Source organism: Streptomyces polyasparticus, assembly GCF_014493765.1.
Classification (GTDB): Bacteria; Actinomycetota; Actinomycetes; order Streptomycetales; family Streptomycetaceae; genus Streptomyces; species Streptomyces polyasparticus.
This window is the reverse complement of the sequence record NZ_JACTVJ010000036.1, coordinates 49194-67779: the sequence shown is the minus strand read 5'-3', so window position 1 is coordinate 67779 and position 18586 is coordinate 49194. Positions and strand designations below refer to the sequence as shown.

18 protein-coding genes are annotated in these 18586 nt (G+C 69.9%); 8 read left to right on the top strand and 10 right to left on the bottom strand.

Translation table 11 applies throughout. From position 1 onward, the window contains the following. Positions 1–146 precede the first annotated feature (146 nt). A complete protein-coding gene (locus tag H9Y04_RS42825; RefSeq protein ID WP_187819682.1) occupies positions 147–491 on the top strand; it encodes an STAS domain-containing protein in 345 nt (114 codons plus the stop codon). Here the strand turns inward: H9Y04_RS42825 and H9Y04_RS42820 are convergent. The 6 genes from H9Y04_RS42820 to H9Y04_RS42795 all read right to left on the bottom strand — a co-directional run bounded on the left by H9Y04_RS42820 (position 488) and on the right by H9Y04_RS42795 (position 6666). Continuing rightward, complete coding sequence (locus H9Y04_RS42820) at positions 488–820, bottom strand: helix-turn-helix transcriptional regulator (RefSeq protein WP_187819681.1); 333 nt, start codon at positions 818–820, stop codon at positions 488–490. The genes H9Y04_RS42825 and H9Y04_RS42820 overlap by 4 nt on opposite strands. Before the next feature lie 323 nt (positions 821–1143). Beyond that, positions 1144–1575 carry an ATP-binding protein gene (locus H9Y04_RS42815; protein WP_187819680.1) on the bottom strand — a complete coding sequence of 144 codons (432 nt, stop codon included), beginning with the start codon at positions 1573–1575 and terminating at the stop codon, positions 1144–1146. Then, a complete protein-coding gene (locus H9Y04_RS42810) occupies positions 1572–2456 on the bottom strand; it encodes an MEDS domain-containing protein (protein WP_187819679.1) in 885 nt (294 codons plus the stop codon). Before H9Y04_RS42810 ends, H9Y04_RS42815 begins: the two co-directional genes overlap by 4 nt. Positions 2457–2573: 117 nt before the next feature. After that, entirely contained in the window at positions 2574–3146 is a 573-nt protein-coding gene (locus H9Y04_RS42805; protein WP_187819678.1) for a TetR/AcrR family transcriptional regulator, read from the bottom strand. Between the two features lie 1182 nt (positions 3147–4328). Further along, positions 4329–4976 carry a fasciclin domain-containing protein gene (locus H9Y04_RS42800; RefSeq protein WP_187819677.1) on the bottom strand — a complete coding sequence of 216 codons (648 nt, stop codon included), beginning with the start codon at positions 4974–4976 and terminating at the stop codon, positions 4329–4331. 82 nt (positions 4977–5058) lie between these two features. Next, on the bottom strand, positions 5059–6666 hold the full coding sequence (locus H9Y04_RS42795) for a molybdopterin-dependent oxidoreductase (RefSeq protein ID WP_187819676.1): 1608 nt from the start codon (positions 6664–6666) through the stop codon (positions 5059–5061). 161 nt (positions 6667–6827) lie between these two features. On the opposite strand from H9Y04_RS42795, the gene H9Y04_RS42790 reads away from it, so the two are divergent. Genes H9Y04_RS42790 through H9Y04_RS42770 form a run of 5 tightly spaced genes read left to right on the top strand, consistent with a single transcriptional unit; the run spans position 6828 to position 12274 of the window. Then, on the top strand, positions 6828–8120 hold the full coding sequence (locus tag H9Y04_RS42790) for an NAD(P)/FAD-dependent oxidoreductase (RefSeq protein ID WP_236072136.1): 1293 nt from the start codon (positions 6828–6830) through the stop codon (positions 8118–8120). Next, on the top strand, positions 8117–8869 hold the full coding sequence (locus H9Y04_RS42785) for a DUF1365 domain-containing protein (RefSeq protein WP_187819675.1): 753 nt from the start codon (positions 8117–8119) through the stop codon (positions 8867–8869). Before H9Y04_RS42790 ends, H9Y04_RS42785 begins: the two co-directional genes overlap by 4 nt. Continuing rightward, on the top strand, positions 8806–10200 hold the full coding sequence (locus H9Y04_RS42780; protein ID WP_438818222.1) for a class I SAM-dependent methyltransferase: 1395 nt from the start codon (positions 8806–8808) through the stop codon (positions 10198–10200). Before H9Y04_RS42785 ends, H9Y04_RS42780 begins: the two co-directional genes overlap by 64 nt. Next, positions 10197–11471: a class I SAM-dependent methyltransferase gene (locus tag H9Y04_RS42775; RefSeq protein WP_187819673.1), complete on the top strand. Its 1275-nt coding sequence runs from the start codon at positions 10197–10199 to the stop codon at positions 11469–11471. Before H9Y04_RS42780 ends, H9Y04_RS42775 begins: the two co-directional genes overlap by 4 nt. Further along, positions 11468–12274 (top strand): DUF1295 domain-containing protein, encoded by an 807-nt coding sequence (locus tag H9Y04_RS42770; protein ID WP_187819672.1) that lies wholly within the window; start codon positions 11468–11470, stop codon positions 12272–12274. The genes H9Y04_RS42775 and H9Y04_RS42770 overlap by 4 nt, the downstream gene beginning before the upstream one ends. A 55-nt stretch (positions 12275–12329) precedes the next feature. Here H9Y04_RS42770 and H9Y04_RS42765 read toward each other — a convergent pair whose 3' ends face one another. The 4 genes from H9Y04_RS42765 to H9Y04_RS42750 all read right to left on the bottom strand — a co-directional run bounded on the left by H9Y04_RS42765 (position 12330) and on the right by H9Y04_RS42750 (position 15915). Then, positions 12330–13694 carry a cryptochrome/photolyase family protein gene (locus H9Y04_RS42765; RefSeq protein ID WP_187819671.1) on the bottom strand — a complete coding sequence of 455 codons (1365 nt, stop codon included), beginning with the start codon at positions 13692–13694 and terminating at the stop codon, positions 12330–12332. A 14-nt stretch (positions 13695–13708) separates the two neighbouring features. Beyond that, positions 13709–14452: an anti-sigma factor gene (locus H9Y04_RS42760; protein ID WP_187819670.1), complete on the bottom strand. Its 744-nt coding sequence runs from the start codon at positions 14450–14452 to the stop codon at positions 13709–13711. After that, positions 14449–15039, bottom strand: a complete 591-nt coding sequence (locus H9Y04_RS42755; protein WP_187819669.1) for a sigma-70 family RNA polymerase sigma factor — start codon at positions 15037–15039, stop codon at positions 14449–14451. The genes H9Y04_RS42760 and H9Y04_RS42755 overlap by 4 nt, the downstream gene beginning before the upstream one ends. A gap of 174 nt (positions 15040–15213) precedes the next feature. Beyond that, positions 15214–15915, bottom strand: a complete 702-nt coding sequence (locus H9Y04_RS42750) for an alpha/beta hydrolase (protein WP_308802015.1) — start codon at positions 15913–15915, stop codon at positions 15214–15216. A 233-nt stretch (positions 15916–16148) separates the two neighbouring features. Between H9Y04_RS42750 and H9Y04_RS42745 the strand changes: the two genes are divergently transcribed. Then, the gene (locus tag H9Y04_RS42745; RefSeq protein WP_187819668.1) at positions 16149–16634 is read left to right on the top strand and encodes a peroxiredoxin; all 486 of its coding nucleotides are present in this window, start codon (positions 16149–16151) and stop codon (positions 16632–16634) included. A 355-nt stretch (positions 16635–16989) separates the two neighbouring features. Then, a complete protein-coding gene (locus tag H9Y04_RS42740; protein ID WP_187819667.1) occupies positions 16990–18561 on the top strand; it encodes a DUF4331 domain-containing protein in 1572 nt (523 codons plus the stop codon). The last annotated feature ends 25 nt before the right edge of the window (positions 18562–18586 follow it).

Genomic DNA, 18586 nt, shown 5'->3' with positions numbered 1-18586 from the left:
AAGCTCCCCCAGAGGTCGGGCCTCGCACCAACGGGTGAACGGAGGAGTAAGACGACAAGAACCGGAGAGCGGGACAGTATCTTGGGGGCAGCTTTTCGGGCTGCTGCCTTGGGGCGAGATCCTGGGGAGAGGGTGCTGTGGTAGGTGTGTCGGTCGAGCTGGCCACATGCACACAGCGTCATCTGGTTGTGCGGGTCACCGGGGACATGGACTACTCGACCGATCGGGTATTGCGTGTCCGACTCACCGATCTGATCGGCCACTACAGCCCGTTAAAGCCAGTGCTGGACCTGTCGGGGGTTTCGTTCTGCGATTCCGCCGGGTTAAGTGTGCTGCTCGCAGCACACAGACAGACGGAGGCCAAGGGGACCACGCTGGCCCTGGCGTGTGTGCCCCAGTCGTTGCGGTTGGTCCTCGAGATGACCGGCACGCACCAAGTCCTGCGTATCTTCGAAACCGTCGCCGACGCAGAAGCCTCGCTCGACTGCTAGCGCGTCGGGGCGGAACGGGTGGGAGGGCCGTCGTCACTCGGCGAACCGCGAAGGGCGCTGTCGCGGCAGTCCCCGCCGACGACCGCAAGTTCCACAAGCGCACGCACACTCAGGCCGGCTTCCGCTGGGTGCCGCAAGGGCTGGTCGAGATGGAGAATGTACTCATTTCGCCGTCCGACCCGGTGCCGCTCCAGGTAGCCGGCCTGCTCGAGGTCGCCGATGACGATCTGCACAGTCCGCTCGGTGATCTCGCAGGCGGCGGCGACGGAACGCAATCGTGCATTCGGTGCTCGGGCAAGTGCGAGCAGCACCCTGGCGTGACTCGTCATGAACGCCCACTGTCGGTCTCGCCGGCGGTGCATCGCCCTCAGTGCCTCTCCACCCACTCCGCTCTCTGGAGGTCGCAACTACCCGGTGTTGAGCGCCGAAAACCCGGCCGCGCTCAGATGATCCGGGTCAACGACTGTTCATGCCGTCGCTGCCCTGGCGCTAGACGTCCACATCGGCGAACCGCGCGAGGCGAGTAGTCGGGGCCGTCTCGCACGCAGTTCATGGGTCAGGCTCGGGGCTGGGATCTGCTGATGCCGCGAAGGGATAGTGCGGGACGGTTCCCGCGCCTGGCTGGAGGTGTAGCGAGGCGGCTCGGCGGGTGTCACCGGTTCCATCGCATCGCGAAGACGACTGTGGTGCCGACGGCTTTGGGGATAACGGTGAGGTCGTCGGTGATCAGGCGTGTCAGCCATAGCCCTTGGCCGTGGCCCGCGCCATTGATGCCGACAGCGAGGTCGGGTATGGCCTCGGCCGTGAAGCCGGGGCCTCGATCGCTGATCCGGCAGCGCAGTTCGTGACAGTGTGCGCGGGCCAGGACCAGCAGGCCGTGTCCGCCGCCGTGTTGGACCACGTTGCCGGCCACGGCGTCCATGGCCACCACGAAGTCACCTCGCCGCTGCTCGGGCAAACCAGCCAAGGACGCGTATCCCTCGACCAACACCCGCAAGCGAGGAACATCCCTGGCCGCGAAAGGAACGCTGAGGAGAACTTCCTCAACACCTTGCTGTTGACCGCTGTGTGCGTCGAAGATCATGACCCTTTCACCTGGGCGACGTCGATAACTGCGGGATCTGCACCGAGACGCCGAAGCACGAGGGCGACGCTGCCTGTACAGCGGACCCGTACCGGTCGGTGCGCCGTGGTGCGGTCCATCATCCGTATCAGTTCCCTCGCGCACTCCACGCCGAGGAACACCACCCCGCACAGGTCGATGGTCAGTCCCCTGCGGGTGACGGGTGAGCGAGCAGCTTCGGCCAACGCATGTGTGAACTGTTCGCGCGTGGCCAGGTCCGCTTCCCCGACCAGCCACAATGTGTTGTCTGTCTGCCGGGCCCGCAAGTGTCCCAGTGCGGGCAGGAGGTTTTGGGGGTGCGCCTGGCACATGGCTTCCAGGACCTGTTGGGGGAAGCGGTCCCGCTCGTAGGCGCAGATCTCGCTGTAGAGCCCCGTGGTGAACAGGTGCTCTGCCTGGCGTTCGCGGGCCATCATCACGTTGAGATCGGCTTCGAGGTCGGCCACCCATCCCATGTCGATGTAGGTGCGCAGCCCGGTGAAGCCGCGAGCCTGCGCCGATTCGGTCTCCTCGACGATCCGCCGCCACTGCTGGGCGGCGGTGAACGTGCGGTCGGGCAGGATGAGTTGGCGCATGCTGTTCAGTTCCAGACGGCCGCTGTCGTACCCCTGAGCCAGCAGCACTCCCGGCACGTCGTTGAGGTGTCGCAGCACGTCGGCGGCGTTCAAACGAGGGTCGGGGAAAACGATGACCTTCTCCCCGCGGGCCAGACCCGTCCACACGAAGGCCGACAGCACATCCCACCCCTGAAGGTGGTCGTCGTAGCAGAGGAAGGCATGATCGCCGGCCCTCATCTGCTGCACAGGCAGCGTCCCAGGGTGTTCCGGATCCGAAGCGAGCATCGCCTTCCGCTCCCTGCCAAGGCTGGCTGCTGTAACGGGAAAGATACTCGCCGTCAGGGCAGCGTGAGGGCGGTACAGGAAGGCGGTCGGCAATCGACGCCGGGCCAGGCCCACTTGTCACGCGTGCGGGCGATGCTGCTCGATCAGGGTGCGGGCCATCGCCTGGGCCCGTCGGGCGGCCTCAGTGTCTCCCTCCGCCGCGGAAATGATCGAGCCCTTCATCAGGATGTGCCACGACCGAGCAAAGGAATCCGTATCGCGCAAGCCCGCCTCTTCGGCCATCGAGCGCACGATGGCCCGGATGTTCTCCAGGTACTGAATGCTCGCCCGGCCCAGCGGGTGCCCCCAGCCCATCTCCAGCAGGACGTTGATGAACGCACAGGCATCGAAGTCGTCGCGGCGAAACCATTCGTCGAACACATCGAAGACGGCAAGCAGCCGCTCCTCCGGGGTACGGCCGCGCTCGCGGGCGCCGGCCTCGACCGTCTCCAGCGTCCACCGCTGCTCCCGGCGCGCCAGGAAGGCCAGGACCAGGGCGTCCTTCGACGGAAAGTGCCGGTAGAGAGTGGCCTTGGCCACCCCGGAACGGGTAATGACCTCCTCCACCCCGACATCGCGGATGCCGCGCTGCGAGAACAACTCGTACGCGGTGCTCAAAATCCGCTCACGGGGCGGCAGTTCATGCTCCATCTGCTGTCCAGAATAGACCTGTCCCGCCACGCCAACCGTTGCCAAGATGAGGACGTGCACACAAGACAGAGCGGTCTTACTCCCCCGGCAAGACTGCCCCACCGTGCCGGCGCACAACGGCGGCGCATCGGGCGGGCAGGCACACAGGACCGCCCCGCGCTTGTGCAGCACTACGAAGAACCGCCTGCCAACCACATAACCCTGGCGGAAAGCGGCACCTGGCGCGAGTGGCCGCCGCGGGAGGTCCAGCCACTCATGCCACCGCCGGGGACCATCCGGCGAGTGGGGAGTGCCAGCCCGGACTCCCCTCACCGGGCACTCCCCACTCGCCAGACCACCGCCAGCAGGCGGGCGCATGCCCTCGCGCCGGGGAAGGACGCCCCTGCGAAGAAGTGCCGCTGCCAAGTGCGTCCGCATCCACAAGGACGGACAGGACGCACCCACCGTGCTCGCGATCTCCAAGCTCGCACGGAAGAGACAGGCAAGTCGGCCGCTGAAGCCGGGACCGGACACTGCTTGTCGGCCCCCCGCAGGCGTCGGACCGATGCGCGCGCGTGCTCTGTTCCGGCCGCGTGGCCGTGCAGCTCAGAGCTCGCCACATCAGCTACCCGGACACGGGTATCGGCATCTGGCGAAGGGGTAGTCGGGTGATGACACCCATCACCCGGCCCAGCCCCCGCCAGGTGGTGTGCGGTCGCCGCTGGGATCTCACCCAGCGGCGACCGCAAGCGTCGGGAGCTGTCGGCGGTTCCTGACGCAGAAGGTCCTTCCAGTGCGGGGTACGCGGGATTTCACCCCGCGCTGGAAGGCCAGGCCGAGCACTATGGTGTGGGCCCAGGGGCCGACGTACGTACTCCTAGCGTAGAACGCGGCGAAAGGGTCGCACAGGGCTGAATTACGGCCAGCTCAGGGCAACTACAGTCAGTCACCGCGCGCTAGACCTCTCCCTGGGTAGGTCACGGTGGCTGCCTATAGAACCGCCCCGACAACCGGACGGACCTGTGACCTGGGACAGCAGTACCTTCTGTCGGCCGACCGAGGCCCACCTCCTGCCGGTCGAAGAACCATAGGAGCGGATGACTCTTCGCGACCGCAAGCAATGTATGGCTCGAATACGTAGAAAGTATCGAGCGGCTGACCACGGAGTCAGCCTCCACGACCAGCCGCCCGTAATCCCTGGTGTCACATCTTGGGCATCAGAACCGTGTCGACGATGTAGACGGTGGCGTTGGCGGTCGGGACGTTGCCACAGACGACCTTGGATGTGTCATTCACCGTAAACGACTCACCGGATCCGGCGGTGGTGAGCTTGCTCTTCTCGAGCGTGTCAAAGGAGCCGTTCTCCAGCTGCTGCGGGGTCAGCTTCTGGCCCACGACGTGGTACGTCAGGATCTTGGTGAGGGTGGCCTTGTCATTCAGGACCTTGTCAAGGTCGGCCTTGGGGATCTTGGCGAAGGCGTCGTTGGTGGGCGCGAACACCGTGATGTTCTCGGCGCTGTTGAGCGTGTCGACCAGGCCCGCCTTCTTCACGGCGGTGACCAGGGTGGACAGCGCCGGGTTGTTGGAGGCGGCCGTGGCGACGGGGTCCTTGGCCATGCCGTCGAAGCTGCCGGCGCCGTCCTGCGGGACGGAGGCGCAGGCCGGTCCGAACGGTCCGGCCATCGCGTCCGCGGTGGGCGTCTCCTCGGTCTCGGTGGCGGCCGGCGTCTTGTCCGCCGCCTGGTCGGTGCTGCCCTTGTCGTCGGAGGAGCAGGCGGCCAGCGAGAGCGGCAGGACGAGCGCGGCGGTGGTGGCCACGGTGAGGCGGCGCAGGCGGAGGGTGGCGTTCATGGTGTTCTCCTTGAGCACAGGCCCAGAGGCTGCTGGGCCTTGGTGTGTTGGGGGTTGTCGGGCGTGGTGGGGAGCTGTGCGGTCAGGTCACGTTGACCACCACCGAGTGCCAGCCGGAGGCGCCGTCCGGGATGGTCCGGGTGCGCTTGTCGGTCTGCGTGGAGCCCGTGCGGTCGGTGGCTCGGACCTGGAGGGTGTGGGAGCCAGGGGTGGCGGGCCAGTCCCAGCTCCATTGCCGCCAGGTGTCCAGCGGGCCCTCGGTGGCCAGGCGGGTGTCCTGCCAGGGGCCGTCGTCGACGCGGATCTCGACGCGGTCGATGCCCTTGTGCTGGGCCCACGCCACTCCGGCCACGACGACCGTGCCGGCGTTCGGGCGGGCGAAGGGCTTGGGGGTGTCGATACGGGACTGGGTCTTGATCGGGGCCTCGCGGGCCCAGTCGCGCTTGACCCAGTACGCGTCGTAGTCGTCGAACGTGGTCAGCTCGATGTCCTGGATCCACTTGCAGGCCGAGACGTAGCCGTACAGGCCGGGTACGAGCATCCGGACAGGGAAGCCGTGGTCGAAGGGCAATGGTTCGCCGTTCATGCCGACGGCGAGCATCGCGTCGCGGCCGTCCATGACGGTCTCCACCGGGGTTCCGATGGTCATCCCGTCGACGGAGCGGGCCACCAACTGGTCGGCGGGCCCGCCCCGTGACGGCGGTCGTACCCCTGCCTCCTCGAGCAGCGCTCTCAGGGGTACGCCGAGCCAGCGCGCCGAACTCACATAAGGCCCGCCAACCTCATTCGAGACACACGTCATCGTGATGTCCCGCTCGATCAGGTCCCGGCGCAGAAGGTCCGCGAAGTCCAGGGTGACGGGAGCGTCGACCCCTTTGCCGTGCAGGCGAAGACGCCAGCGATCAGCATCGAGGCGGGGCACGGTCAGCGCGGTGTCCACACGGTAGAAGTCCCGGTTCGGCGTGGTGAACGGCACCGTTCCCGGCGCCTTCACCTGGACACCCCGCGGCAGTTCGGGGGCGGGTGAGGCGGGTGCGGGAAGGCGGACCGCGGCACGGGACGCCTCGGCGTCGGCCGCGGTCGTCGCGTTGAGACGCCGGGCGGCGAATCCCGCCCCGGTCGAGAAGGCCGCGACACCGGCCGTGGCCAGCACGAAGCGCCGTCGGCCGAGGCCCTGGCCGGACCTGTCCGTGGACTCTTCGTCAGCCCCGCCACCGTCTTGCGGGGCTGACGAAGAGCGAACCAGGCCGGACAGGACGTAGAGGACCACGGCCCCGGCGAGCGCTCCGATCAGCGACGGCACCGCGTCGAGGGCGCTGCTCGAGTCGGGCCGGCCGGTAGCGGCAAGCGCCCCGACCACGCCGAACACCAGCACGCCCGCCGCGGCAACACGTCGATGACGCAGCGCCAACAGGCCCATGGCCAGGGCGAACACAGCCAGCGCCGCGAGGATGCCAAGCTGCAGCACCAGCTTGTCGTTGGTGCCGAACTGGCGGATCGCCCAGTCCTTCACCGACGACGGCGTGCGGTCGATCATCGCCCCGCCGACCGCGGTGACCGGACCGGCCTCGGGCCGTACGGCCACAGCGACCAGTTCCGCGACGGCCAGGGCCGTGTAACCGGCCACCAGACCGCTCAGCGCAGCCGACGCGGCTTTCACCGCGGTAGTTCCTCGTGTGCTCACACCCATGATTCGGAGCCGCTCGGCATCCGGCTTGGTCGTTCACCCGATCGGATCAACAGCCCTGCGGTTCACGCAGGTCACAGCCGCCTCACCAAGCCGCAGCGCGATCGGCTCCGAATGACGGGTGCGAGGGCGAAAGGGCCCTCGCACGCGAGCGAAGGGGCGGCATGCAAAGACAACGGGACTCCATGGCGGCAGGCGGGCGCCGGCGAACCGCAGTGGTGGGTGGCGGCATCGCGGGCCTGACGGCCGCGTACATCCTGGGCGCCGCGCATGACGTCACGCTGTACGAGGCGGACGACCGGCTCGGCGGACACGCGCACACCCACGATGTCGTGGCGCCAGACGGCCGGGTGCGCCAGGTGGACTCCGGGTTCATCGTGCACAACCGGCGCACCTATCCCTATCTCCTGCGCCTCTTCGCAGAGTTGGGCGTGGCCACGCAGGAGACCGAGATGAGCATGTCGGTGCGGTGCGAGGGCTGCGGTCTGGAGTACGCGGGCGCCCGCGGCGTGCGCGGCCTGATCGCCCGGCCGCGCAACGCCCTGCGCCCCGCCTATCTGCGGATGCTGACCGAGGTGCCGCGCTTCCACACCGCGGCACGTGAGTTGCTCGCCGACCGGACCCGCAGCGAGACGCCGTTGGGCGAGTTCCTGGCCGGCCAGCGTTTTTCCGCGTACTTCGTACAGCACTTCATGACCCCGGTGGTCTCCGCCGTCTGGTCGTGCCCGCCGTACACGGCTCTGCGTTACCCGGCCCGGTATCTGTTCCGGTTCCTCGATCACCACGGCATGCTCTCGGTCACCGGCTCGCCCACCTGGCGCACCGTCACCGGAGGTTCACAGGCGTACGTGGCGCGCATCGGCAAACAGCTTCCCGCCGTCCGCACGTCCACGCCGATCCGGGCGGTACGCCGCGGCCCCGCGGGGGCCGAGGTGACGACCGAGGACGGCACGGTCACCCCGTACGACTCCGTGGTCATCGCCACCCACCCGGACCAGGCACTTCGGATCCTGGCCGACCCGACCGACGCGGAGACCCGGATCCTGGGCGCCTTCCGCTACTCCCGCAACCCGACCCTCCTCCACACGGACACCTCGGTCCTGCCGCGCAGTTCGGGGGCCCGGGCCGCGTGGAACTACCTGATGCCGGACTGCGGGGCCGGCGCCGACCGGGTGCGGGTCAGCTACGACATGAACCGGCTGCAGCGCCTCGACGCCCCTCAGACGTACGTCGTGACCCTGGGCGACGAGGGGCAGGTCCCGGCCGACCGGGTGCTCGCGCGGATGGTCTACGAACACCCCCAGTACACCCCGGAGTCGGTGGCGGCGCAGCGCCGACTGCCTTCGCTGAGCGGGCCGGTCACCGCTTTCGCCGGCGCGTACCACGGCTGGGGATTCCACGAGGACGGCTGCCGCTCGGGTGTCGAGGCAGCCGCAGCCCTGGGGGTGACGTGGTGAAGTGCTCCGCAGCCGCCCTGTATCCGAGCGTGATCACCCATGTCCGCACCGAGCCCCGGCGGTACACCCTCAAGCACCGCACGTACCTGTGGCTGGTCGACCTCGACCGGCTCCCGGTGCTGCCTCGCCCGCTCCGGCCGCTGGCACGGTTCGACGGGCGCGACCACTTCGCCGGTCGGGCGGGCAGCATCCGGGCCGGCCTCGAAACCTTCCTGGCCGCCGAAGGAGTCGACCTCGCGGGCGGGCAGGTCCTGATGCTGGGCCACGCCCGGGTCCTGGGGCACGTCTTCAACCCGCTGACGCTGTTCTGGTGTTACGGCCCGAACGGCGAGCTGCGCTGTGTTGTGGCCGAGGTGCACAACACCTACGGCGAACGGCACTCCTATCTGCTGCACCCGGACGGCGACACCGGCGCCGGCCCGACCGCGGAGTACGGCGTGGCCAAGGAGTTCTACGTCTCCCCGTTCTTCCCCGTCGACGGGGACTACCGGATGCGGCTGCCCGCGCCGGACCAACACCTCAGGGTCACCGTGCACCTGGAGCGGGCCGGCGCCCGCCCGTTCACCGCGACCGTACGGGGTGAGCGCATACCGGTGACGTACCGAACCCTGCTGTCTGCGCTCGCGCGCCACCCCTGGCCGACCCTCGCCGTGAGCGCCGCCATCCGCCGGCACGGCATCCGGCTGTGGCTGCGCGGACTGCCCGTCCAGCCCCGCCCCCCGCACACCCCGCAGAGAGGAATGCAGTGACCACGTACGCCTTCGAACCTCCCGCCCTCGACCGTGAGCGCTGGCCCGATGTGGCAGCCGTGCCGCAGTGCTCGTCGGCACGACGGGCCGTCGCGGCAGCACTCGTCGGGCGCGCACTGGACCGGCTGCCGCTGCGGGTGGTGCTGGCCGGGAGCGGACGGTCGGGCGCGGGCGAACAGCTCGACAGGGCCGGACGGTCGGGCAGGCAGAGACAGTTGGGCAGGGGTGGCCCTTTGCTCATCGTGCGCGACACGGACGCGTTCATGCGCCGGATCGCGGTCGGCGGGCTGATCGGCTTCGGCGAGTCCTACATGGCCCAGGAGTGGGAGACCGAGGACCTCGTGGGTGTGCTGACGGTCCTGGCGAAACACGCGGCCACACTCGTACCGGCGCCTCTGCAGCGGCTACGCGGGCTGTGGGCGCCCCGTCAGCCGGAAGCACAGCGCAACACGCTGGTCGGCGCGCGGGCGAACATCCACCGGCACTACGACCTGTCGAACGACCTGTTCGGGCGGTTCCTGGACGAGACCCTCAGCTATTCCTCCGCACTGTTCGACGACCACCCGGCCACGTGGGACGAGCTGCCGACCGCCCAGCACCGCAAGATCGACCGGCTGCTCGACCTGTGCGGCGTCGGGCCGGGCGTGAAGATCCTCGAAATCGGCACCGGCTGGGGGGAGTTGGCGATCCGGGCCGCCGCCCGCGGCGCCGTCGTGCATTCGGTGACGCTCTCCGCCGAGCAGCAGTCGCTCGCCCGCGAACGAGTACGGGCCGCCGGATACGACGACCGCGTCCACATCGAACTCTGCGACTACCGTCAGGTCACCGGCCGCTACGACGCGATCGTCAGCGTCGAGATGATCGAGGCGGTCGGCGCGGAGTACTGGCCCGTCTACTTCCGGACCTTGGAAGCCCGGCTCACTCCCCGCGGACGGGTCGCCCTGCAGGCCATCACCATGCCGCACGAGCGCATGCTCGCCTCGGCAGGCACCCACACCTGGATCCAGAAGTACATCTTCCCCGGCGGCCTGATCCCGTCCGTGCAAGCCATCGAGGAGACCGTGGCGGCGCACACCTCGCTGCGCGTCGCGTCGTGCGAGGGGTACGGCTCGCACTATGCCGAGACCCTGCGGCTGTGGCGCCAGCGCTTCACCCAACAGGCCGCACACGTGGACACGTTGGGCTTCGACTCCACTTTCCGGCGGATGTGGACCTTCTACCTCGCCTACTCCGAGGCCGGGTTCCGCTCCCGCTATCTCGACCTGCACCAGTTCCTGCTGACCGCCCCGCCCAAGGCGGCGCTCTCCGCTCAGATCGGAGTTCCCCGATGACCACCGCCGCGGACCGGATCACCGTCCTCCTTGAGAACGTTCTCGGGGGCCCGTCGCCGGTGCGGCTGCGGGCCTGGGACGGATCGCTCAGCGGCCCGGCCGACGCGCCCGTCGTGGCGCTGCGCTCGCGCCGCGCGCTGCGCCGGCTGCTGTGGCAGCCGGGTGAACTCGGCCTGGCGGAGGCGTACATCAGCGGCGACCTCGACATCGAGGGCGATCTCGCGGACGGGCTGCGGGCCCTGTGGGGCAGTCCCGTCGCAGCACCCCGCCCGCGGCTGCGTCAGGTGCCCGGGGCCGCGCTCGCGCTCGCCCGTCTCGGGGCGCTCGGCCCGCGCCCGCCGGCGCCGGGCGCGAGCCGGGCACGGCTGCGCGGGGACCGGCACAGCACCGCCCGCGACAAGGCCGCGATCAGCCATCACTACGACCTGTCCAACGACTTCTACGCCCTGCTCCTCGACGCGTCGATGGCGTACTCCTGCGCGTACTGGACGAGCGAAGACCCCTCCTACTCCCTCGCCGACGCCCAGCGCGACAAGCTCGAACTGATCTGCCGCAAGCTGGGACTGCGACCCGGGGCACGGCTGCTTGACGTCGGCTGCGGCTGGGGGGCGCTGACGCTGTACGCGGCCGAGCGGTACCAGGTCCAGGTGACCGCCGTGACCCTCTCCGCACGCCAGCGCGACCATGTGCGCGAGCAGATCCGCGCACGCGGTCTGGACGCTCTGGTGCAGGTGGAACTGCGGCACTGGCGCGACATCGAGGGCGGGGCATTCGACGCGGTCAGCACCATCGAGATGGGCGAGCACGTCGGGGACGAGGAGTACCACGACTTCGCGCGCCTGCTGCGGCGGATGCTCCGGCCCCGCGGGCGCCTCCTCGTCCAACAGATGTCCCGGGGCACCAAGGCACCCGGCGGCGGCGCGTTCATCGAGTCGTACATCGCCCCCGACATGCACATGCGCCCGGTCGGCGAAACCCTCGGACTCCTCGAAGGTGCCGGCCTGGAGGTGCGCTCGGTGGAATCGCTGCGGGAGCACTACGTCCGCACCGTCGCCGCCTGGCACCGCACCCTCGAGGAGCGTTGGGAGGAATTCGTCGCTCTGGCCGGTGAGCCGACCGCGAGGGTGTGGCGGCTGTATCTCGTGGGCGGCGCGCTCGCGTTCGAGGCCCGGCGCATGGGAGTCGACCAGATCCTGGCGGTGCGCCCCGACCACCGAGGCGGTTCCGGAATGCCGGCCACGCCCGCAAGCTGGTACGGAGGCCGGGCATGAACAGATTCGCCTGGAATGCCTTCACCGGCCACCTCGCCGCCACAGCGGCCGTTGCCCTGGCGGTGCTGCTCGTCACCTTCGTGATCGGGCTGCGGACCGGCAGACACCGGGTCGTCGACATCGCCTGGGGTGTGGCCTTCTCGGCGGTCGCGCTGACCTCGTACGTGCTGTCCGCGGGGCACGGCGACGACGGTCGGCGGCTGCTGGTCACCGTACTGACCTGCGTGTGGGGGCTGCGGCTCGCGGCGCACATCGCATGGCGCGGACGCGGGCACGGCGAGGATCCGCGCTACGAGCGCCTGCTGGCCAAGGCGCCGGGCAGCCGGGCCGCGTACGCGTTGCGCATGGTCTATCTGCTGCAGGCCGCACTGGTCTGGCTGGTGTCACTGCCAGTGCAGGCCGCCGGGTACGTCACCGGGCCGATGGGGCCCGTCGCGCTCGCGGGTGTGCTGCTGTGGCTTACCGGTCTGCTCTTCGAGGCCGTCGGCGACCATCAACTCGCCAGGTTCAAGGCCGATCCAGGCAACCGGGGCCACATCATGGACCGCGGCCTGTGGTCCTGGACCCGGCACCCCAACTACTTCGGCGACTTCTGCGTCTGGTGGGGACTCTTCCTCATCGTGTGCGACGCCCCGGCCGCCGCGGCGGCGACGGTGGTCGGGCCGGTGGTGATGAGCCTGCTGCTGACTCGCGACAGCGGCAAGGCGCTCCTTGAGCGGCATATGGCCGACCGGCCCGGCTATGCGGCCTACCGGCGACGCACCAGCGGGTTTCTCCCCCGGCCTCCGCGCCGGCGCCTCTGAGGCGCTATCCGGTACAGGAGCAACTGAAGGCGAGCGGGCCGGCAGCCCTGCGTAGTCACCCGCGCGAGCGGGCCCGCTGGAAGCGCCGCAGCCCGTCAGCCAGTTGGACGAGCGGGTGCGGGTAGTCGAAGCGGGCCCGCTCAGGGGCGGGGAGCTTCCACGGCTCGTGGATCGCGGGCCCGTCCAGAGCGGACAGCTCCGGAACCCATCGCCGGACATAGGCCCCGTGAGGGTCGTGGCGCTTGGCCTGGACGACCGGGTTGAGGACCCGATTGGGGCGGGTGTCGGTCCCGGTGCCGGCCGCCCACTGCCAGTTGAGCTGGTTGTTGGCCACATCCCCGTCGACCAGCAGATCGAGGAAGTGCCGGGCACCGGTGCGCCAGTCCAGGTAGAGGGTCTTGGTCAGAAAGCTCGCGGCCAGCAGCCGCGCCCGGCCCGGCAGCCAGCCCTCGTAACGGAGCTGACGCATCGCGGCGTCGATCACCGGATAGCCGGTGCGGCCGTCCCGCCATGCCTGCACCTCCCGTTCCGCGCGTCGCCAGCGGTCCTGCCGCGGCCGGTAGTCAACACTCGCCGACCGGGGGCGGGCGGCGAGCACCTGGTGATGGAAGTCCCGCCAGGCCAGCTGCCGTACGAACGCGTCCGCGCCCGCGCCGTCCATCGCGCGGGCCCGGTGCACGAGTTCGGTGGCGGACAGCGACCCGAAGTGCAGATGCGCCGAAAGCCGCGAGGTGGCGTCCGCCGCGAGCTCGGCCTGGTGATCGGCATAGTGAATCAGTCCGTCGGGCAGCCAGGCCGCCAGGCGGCTGCGCGCCTCCCGCTCGCCGCCGTTGCCCAGACCCGGAGAGACCCCCGCCACCGCCGTACGTTCGGGGAGCGGGGCCGAGGCGACGCCCGCAGGGACGTCGATCCGCCGGGGAACGGGCGCCAGGCCGCGGATCGCGGCGCCTTGCCACCGCCGAAAGTACGGGGTGAACACAGCGAAGTGGTCGCCGTCCTGCGGGACATGGGCTCCCGGGGCCACCACCGTGGCCACGGCTTCGTGGACCCGCAGGTCGCAGCCCTGGGCCGTGAGGGCCGCGGCCAGCCGCTCCTCGCGGCGGCGCGCGTACGCACTCGACCCCGCCGCCACATGCACCTGCTGCGCGCCCGTCTCGGCGGCCAGCGCGCACACCTCGCGGACCACGGGACCGCAGCGCACCACAAGCCGTCCACCGCGCTGTCGCAGTCCCGCATCGAGATCGGCCAGGCAGTCGGCGAGGAAGGCCCTGCGGTTGGGGACGTCGAATCCTGCCGCGCGCACGCCGTCGTCCACGACGAACAGCGGAACGACCTGCTCGCTGTCGCGTACGGCGGCGGCGAGCACCGGGTTGTCGTGCAGCCGCAGATCGGCGGTGAACAGGCAGAGGGAAACGCTCATGCCGGGTCGTGCTCCTAGGCGGGGAAGGACATCAGGCCCAGGGGGGCCGTCGTGGGCTGGTCGGATCCGCCTGCCGGCTCGACGGTGACGCCCATCCCGGAGGCGTTGCCGACAGGGCCGTCGAGCAGGGTCGCGCTGCTGGTGTCCGGGGTGCTCAGCAGTCCGGCCGAGCGCATCTGCCCGCCGTCGTCGAACCACAGCTGGTAGACCTTGCCGTCCGGCAGTCCGGGCAGCTTCGAGGTGAGCAGAGCGGCCCGGTCCATGGACCGGGACACCACAACGGTGCCGGTCGCCTCGTCGGTGAGCTTGCCGGTGCTGGTCCGTGCGTCGGGCGCGGCGAGGACGGCGGCCAGTTCGGCGGCCTGCTGCTGGGTCCGGCGTGCCTGGTCCCGCGCGTCCTGGGCCGACTGGTACTGCCATACGGCCACCCCGCCGAATGCCACGGCCGCGGCGAGGCACGCGGCGAGCGCCATCCGCGGAAGGGCCCGGGTCCACCGGCCCGCCCGGCCGCGCGCCGAGGTCTGCGGCGGCTCCTGGCGGACCGTGGCGATCTGCCGGAGCACCTGCTCCCTCATGTGCGCAGGTGGCGCGGTGGCCACGGCGAGGCCGAGGCGCTCCGCGGTGGCGGCGAGCTCCCGTACTTCCTGAGTGCAGGAGTCGCAGGCGGCCAAGTGCCGTTCGAACTCGGCCCGTTCGGCGGGCAGCAGTGCGTGCAGGACATAGGCGCCGGTGGCGGTGTGCAGGTCGGCGGTGGTCATACGGTCACCCCCAGGCAGTCGCGCAGCCGGATCAGGCCGTCGCGTAGGCGGGTTTTGACGGTGCCCAGCGGCAATGTCAGGAGCTGGGCGACCTCGCGATAGGTCAGGCCCCGGTAGTAGGCGAGGGTCACCGCCTCGCGCTGCAAAGTGGTGAGGGCGCTCATACATCGGCGTACCCGCTGCTGTTCCAGGCGGGTCTCGACCTGCTCGCTCACCTCGTCGTACGCGGGGACCTGGTCCAGGAGCGCCGCCTTGTGCTCGCGCTCGGCGGCTGCCTGTGCGGAGCGCACGCGGTCGATGGCGCGACGGTGGGCCAGTGTCATCACCCAGGTCATCGCGCTTCCTTTCTCGGGCCGGAACCGGGCGGCGGTGCGCCACACTTCCACCAGGACCTCCTGCATCACTTCCTCGGACTGCGCCGGGTCCCGCAGCACGCTGCGCACCAGCCCGAGCACCGGCCCGCTCACCGCGTCGTACAGGGCGGTGAAGGCTTCCTGATCGCCTCGGGCCACCTCTGTCAGGCGGGCATCGAGATCGGGGCCCGTCCCGGGCTGCGGAGTCGGGTGAGCGTTTTCCGCCGGCCTCATGCGGCTGCCTCGTGGAACATCTGGGGCCTTCCTCGTCACGTGCAGCCCCGGACAGGAGCCAGACACCATTGGGTGATCGCCGTTTCACGGGTGATTCGGAACGAATACGACCTTGGATTGGTCCACCCGGGAAACCCGTTGAGATAGCCCCCGAACGGCCGTGCCGCCCCTTGCTCAGCACTCGCGTACGTGGCAGCCGTCGAAGCCGTCGGCCCGCACCATCACGGCGGGCTCCGGGCCGAGTCCGAGCAGCGCACTCACCGCACCGGCCGTCAGCTCGTGCCACATAGTCGCGCGGCGCAGCATCGCATGACCGGTGCCACGGAGCAGGACCATGCTCACGTCGGCCCCTGCCGTATCCGCCCGCACCGCCAACTCCGCCGAGGCGTCCGGGTCGGTCATGCAGTCCCGGTCACCGTGCAGGAGGACCACGCGACGCCCCGCAAGCTGCTCCACCGGCTCGTCCGGCGGACACCACGGCGCGAGCCCCACGACCCCGCGTACCAAACGGTGCCCGCCCGCCCTCAATGCGGCCCGGCCTCCCATGGAGTGCCCCACCAGGACCGTTGGCACGTCGCCGAAGCGCTGCACCAGGGTGTCCAGTGCCTGCCGGGCATCGCGTACGGGGTCCTCGCAGACGCCGTTCCAGCCTCTGCAGCGGTAGCGCACCCGCCCCACGGCCACGTCGCCTCCCCAGGTGGCCCGTCCGATGGCCGACGCGAAAGGCCGCATCCGAAGACTGGGGAGATTCCAGGGCGGGGGCACGGCCGTCCCGTACTCGCGCCCTCCGTGCAGCAGGAGCACCGCCGCCGCGGGGCCGGGTGCGCGGCGGCGCACCACCAGCGAGGTGTGGGGGTCGTCATCCCATACGAGCACGCGTACTCCCTGTCCGGTCCGGTCTCCCCGGCGCGGGGACACCGCACGTTATTCGGAGACAGGGCCGGTACGGATGGGTCGGCAGCGACGATTCCCTGCAGCAGCGGCCCAGACAACCAATCCTTCTCTGCGCCGGCTCCGAATGACGAGGGGCACTCGATCGCCCGACTGCGCGGGTTTCCCGCGCTCCCTCCGTGCCGCTTTCTCCTCTGTGATCCTGACTGGAGCTGCCCGTGGCCAGGTCCCCCCAACTCGGCGAGCATGTGCCCGACTTCTCCCTTCCGGGTGGTCGACTGACCGACGGCCACTTCCTACGACGCGACTATGAGTTGTGCTCGCAGCGGGGGCGTCCGATCGTCCTGGCCTTCTACCCGGGGGACGGCACACCGGTGTGCACCAGGCAGTTGTGCTCCTACTCCCACGCGTTGGACGGACTCAACGACCTGGGCGCGGAGGTCTGGGCGATCAGCCCGCAGGGCATGCGCAGACATGAGAGGTTCGCCCGGCGGCACGACCTGCGGATGCCGCTGCTCTCGGACGCCGACCTCGTGGTGGCTCGCATGTTCGGCATCACACGGCCCGGACTCGGCTTACGGCGGTCGGTGTTCCTGATCGCCGCCGACGGCACCCTGCGCTGGAAGCACGTCTCATGGATGGGCGTCACGTTCCAGTCGGCGCAGACATTGAAAGGCCGCATCGCCGCCATCACCGAGAGCTGATCGCCCGACTGGCTCAGCCTGCACTCTCTGTTCCCGTGTCGGCCCCGGCGTCCACGTCGGCGATCATTACGGCGATGACCTGGGGTTTCCATGGGAACGGCGAGGGCGCGAAGCAGGTCCGTACGCTCCGGTTGCGCAGCGCGAGACGGTTTACGTGGTTTGCTGCGGCCTGCGCATTCGATGCGCGGTGCAATTCCGACCGGCGAGGGTTCCCATGCCCTCGTGGAAGCCGCCCGGACACGCTCGTGTCCCGCCCGCTGGGTCGATCACCCCACTCGTTGAACTCTCCGCAGCCGCAGCACGGCCGAAGTTGTGCTGCCCTGACGCGAGTTCACGGTTCGAGAGGATCTCCCCCTTGAAGCTCCCTGCAGCGCGGCCCCGCTCCCGCCGCACCGTCGAGCACGCTCTGCTCACCCTCGGGGCCGGCGCACTGGCCACCGGACTCGCGGCCCTGGCGCTCGCGCCCGCCACCAGTGTGGCCTCGAGCCACCGCGAGGCACCCCTGATCGCCGGTGACCCCCGAGCGGACAACACCGACGTCTACGCCTTCACCAGCCCCGACCGCGCCGACACCGTGACCCTCGTCGCCAACTGGATCCCGTTCCAGGAGCCCGACGGCGGCCCGAACTTCTACGCCTTCGCCGACGACGCCCGCTACCACATCAAGATCGACAACACCGGTGACGGAAAGGCCGACGTCACCTACACCTGGCGCTTCCGCAACCAGATCAAAGACGCGGACGGCCAGTTCCTCTACAACACCGGGCCGGTCCGCTCGCTGAAGGACCCCAACCTCAACTTCCGCCAGGTGTACGACCTCACCGTCACTGACGCCCGCGGCACCCGCACCCTGCTGCGCGGCGCGCCCGCGGCTCCCTCCCGCACCGGGCAGGCGTCCATGCCCGACTACGCCTCGCTGCGCAACCAGGCCGTACGGTCCGTGCCGGGCGGCGGCCAGGCGTTCGCCGGGCAGGCCGAGGACCCGTTCTTCGGCGACCTGCGGATCTTCGACCTCCTGTACGGCGGCGATCTGAGCAAGCGCGGCAAGGACACCCTCGCCGGCTACAACGTCAACTCCGTTGCCCTGCAGGTTCCCAAGAAGCAGCTGGCCCTCAAGGGCGACGCAGCACGCAATCCGGTTATCGGTGTCTGGTCAACCACCGAACGACGCGGAGCCGGCGTGACCGACAGCCGCGCCAAGCAGGGGGCCGGCTGGCGCCAGGTCTCCCGGCTCGGCAACCCGCTGGTCAACGAAGTCGTCGTACCGCTGAAGTACAAGGACGCCTTCAACACCATCTCGCCCGACCAGGACCGCACGGTCAAGCCAGTCGTCGACAAGGTCTACGACCCGATCCTGCCCAAACTGGTCAACAAGGTGTATGGAGTGCCCGCCCCCAAGGCCCCGCGCAACGACATCGCTGAGATCTACCTGACCGGTGTCTGCAAGGCGTGCGGCCCGGTCAAGGCCGATCTCAACGCCCACCGGCTGAACAAGGACGCGCTGCCGCGCCAGATCGTGCCGGCCGAGGAGCTGCGCCTGAACATGGCGGTTCCGCCCGCCGAGGACCCGGAGCGCCTCGGTGTACTCGCCGGCGACCTGGGCGGGTTCCCCAACGGCCGGCGCCTTGGCGACGATGTCATCGACATCTCGCTGCAGGCCGTGATGGGCGCGGCCCAGACCGGCGAGCTCGTCGAGGCACTGGAGGACGGCGACGAGGTCGATGCCAACGACGCCGAGTTCAGCAGCAGCTTCCCCTACCTGGCGCTGCCGCACGGTGGCGATGGTGACGGCGCTCGAGCGGCCGGCGTAGTCGAGCGTTCTTCGGCGGAACTGCAAGCTTCCAGCAGCGTTGCGCTCGGGGCAGCGGGTGTCGCGATGCTCGGTGCCGGCGGCCTCAGCAAGTACCGGCGCCGCCCCGTCGCCTGACGCAGCCATCCGGCCTAGCCGAATC

Excerpts from the sequence above, each read along its gene's own strand:
- H9Y04_RS42820 (WP_187819681.1), bottom strand. The coding sequence starts at position 820 with ATGACGAGTCACGCCAGGGTGCTGCTCGCACTTGCCCGAGCACCGAAT.
- H9Y04_RS42815 (WP_187819680.1), bottom strand. The coding sequence starts at position 1,575 with ATGATCTTCGACGCACACAGCGGTCAACAGCAAGGTGTTGAGGAAGTT.
- H9Y04_RS42810 (WP_187819679.1), bottom strand. The coding sequence starts at position 2,456 with ATGCTCGCTTCGGATCCGGAACACCCTGGGACGCTGCCTGTGCAGCAG.
- H9Y04_RS42805 (WP_187819678.1), bottom strand. The coding sequence starts at position 3,146 with ATGGAGCATGAACTGCCGCCCCGTGAGCGGATTTTGAGCACCGCGTAC.
- H9Y04_RS42800 (WP_187819677.1), bottom strand. The coding sequence starts at position 4,976 with ATGAACGCCACCCTCCGCCTGCGCCGCCTCACCGTGGCCACCACCGCC.
- H9Y04_RS42795 (WP_187819676.1), bottom strand. The coding sequence starts at position 6,666 with ATGGGTGTGAGCACACGAGGAACTACCGCGGTGAAAGCCGCGTCGGCT.
- H9Y04_RS42790 (WP_236072136.1), top strand. The coding sequence starts at position 6,828 with ATGCAAAGACAACGGGACTCCATGGCGGCAGGCGGGCGCCGGCGAACC.
- H9Y04_RS42775 (WP_187819673.1), top strand. The coding sequence starts at position 10,197 with ATGACCACCGCCGCGGACCGGATCACCGTCCTCCTTGAGAACGTTCTC.
- H9Y04_RS42770 (WP_187819672.1), top strand. The coding sequence starts at position 11,468 with ATGAACAGATTCGCCTGGAATGCCTTCACCGGCCACCTCGCCGCCACA.
- H9Y04_RS42765 (WP_187819671.1), bottom strand. The coding sequence starts at position 13,694 with ATGAGCGTTTCCCTCTGCCTGTTCACCGCCGATCTGCGGCTGCACGAC.
- H9Y04_RS42760 (WP_187819670.1), bottom strand. The coding sequence starts at position 14,452 with ATGACCACCGCCGACCTGCACACCGCCACCGGCGCCTATGTCCTGCAC.
- H9Y04_RS42755 (WP_187819669.1), bottom strand. The coding sequence starts at position 15,039 with ATGAGGCCGGCGGAAAACGCTCACCCGACTCCGCAGCCCGGGACGGGC.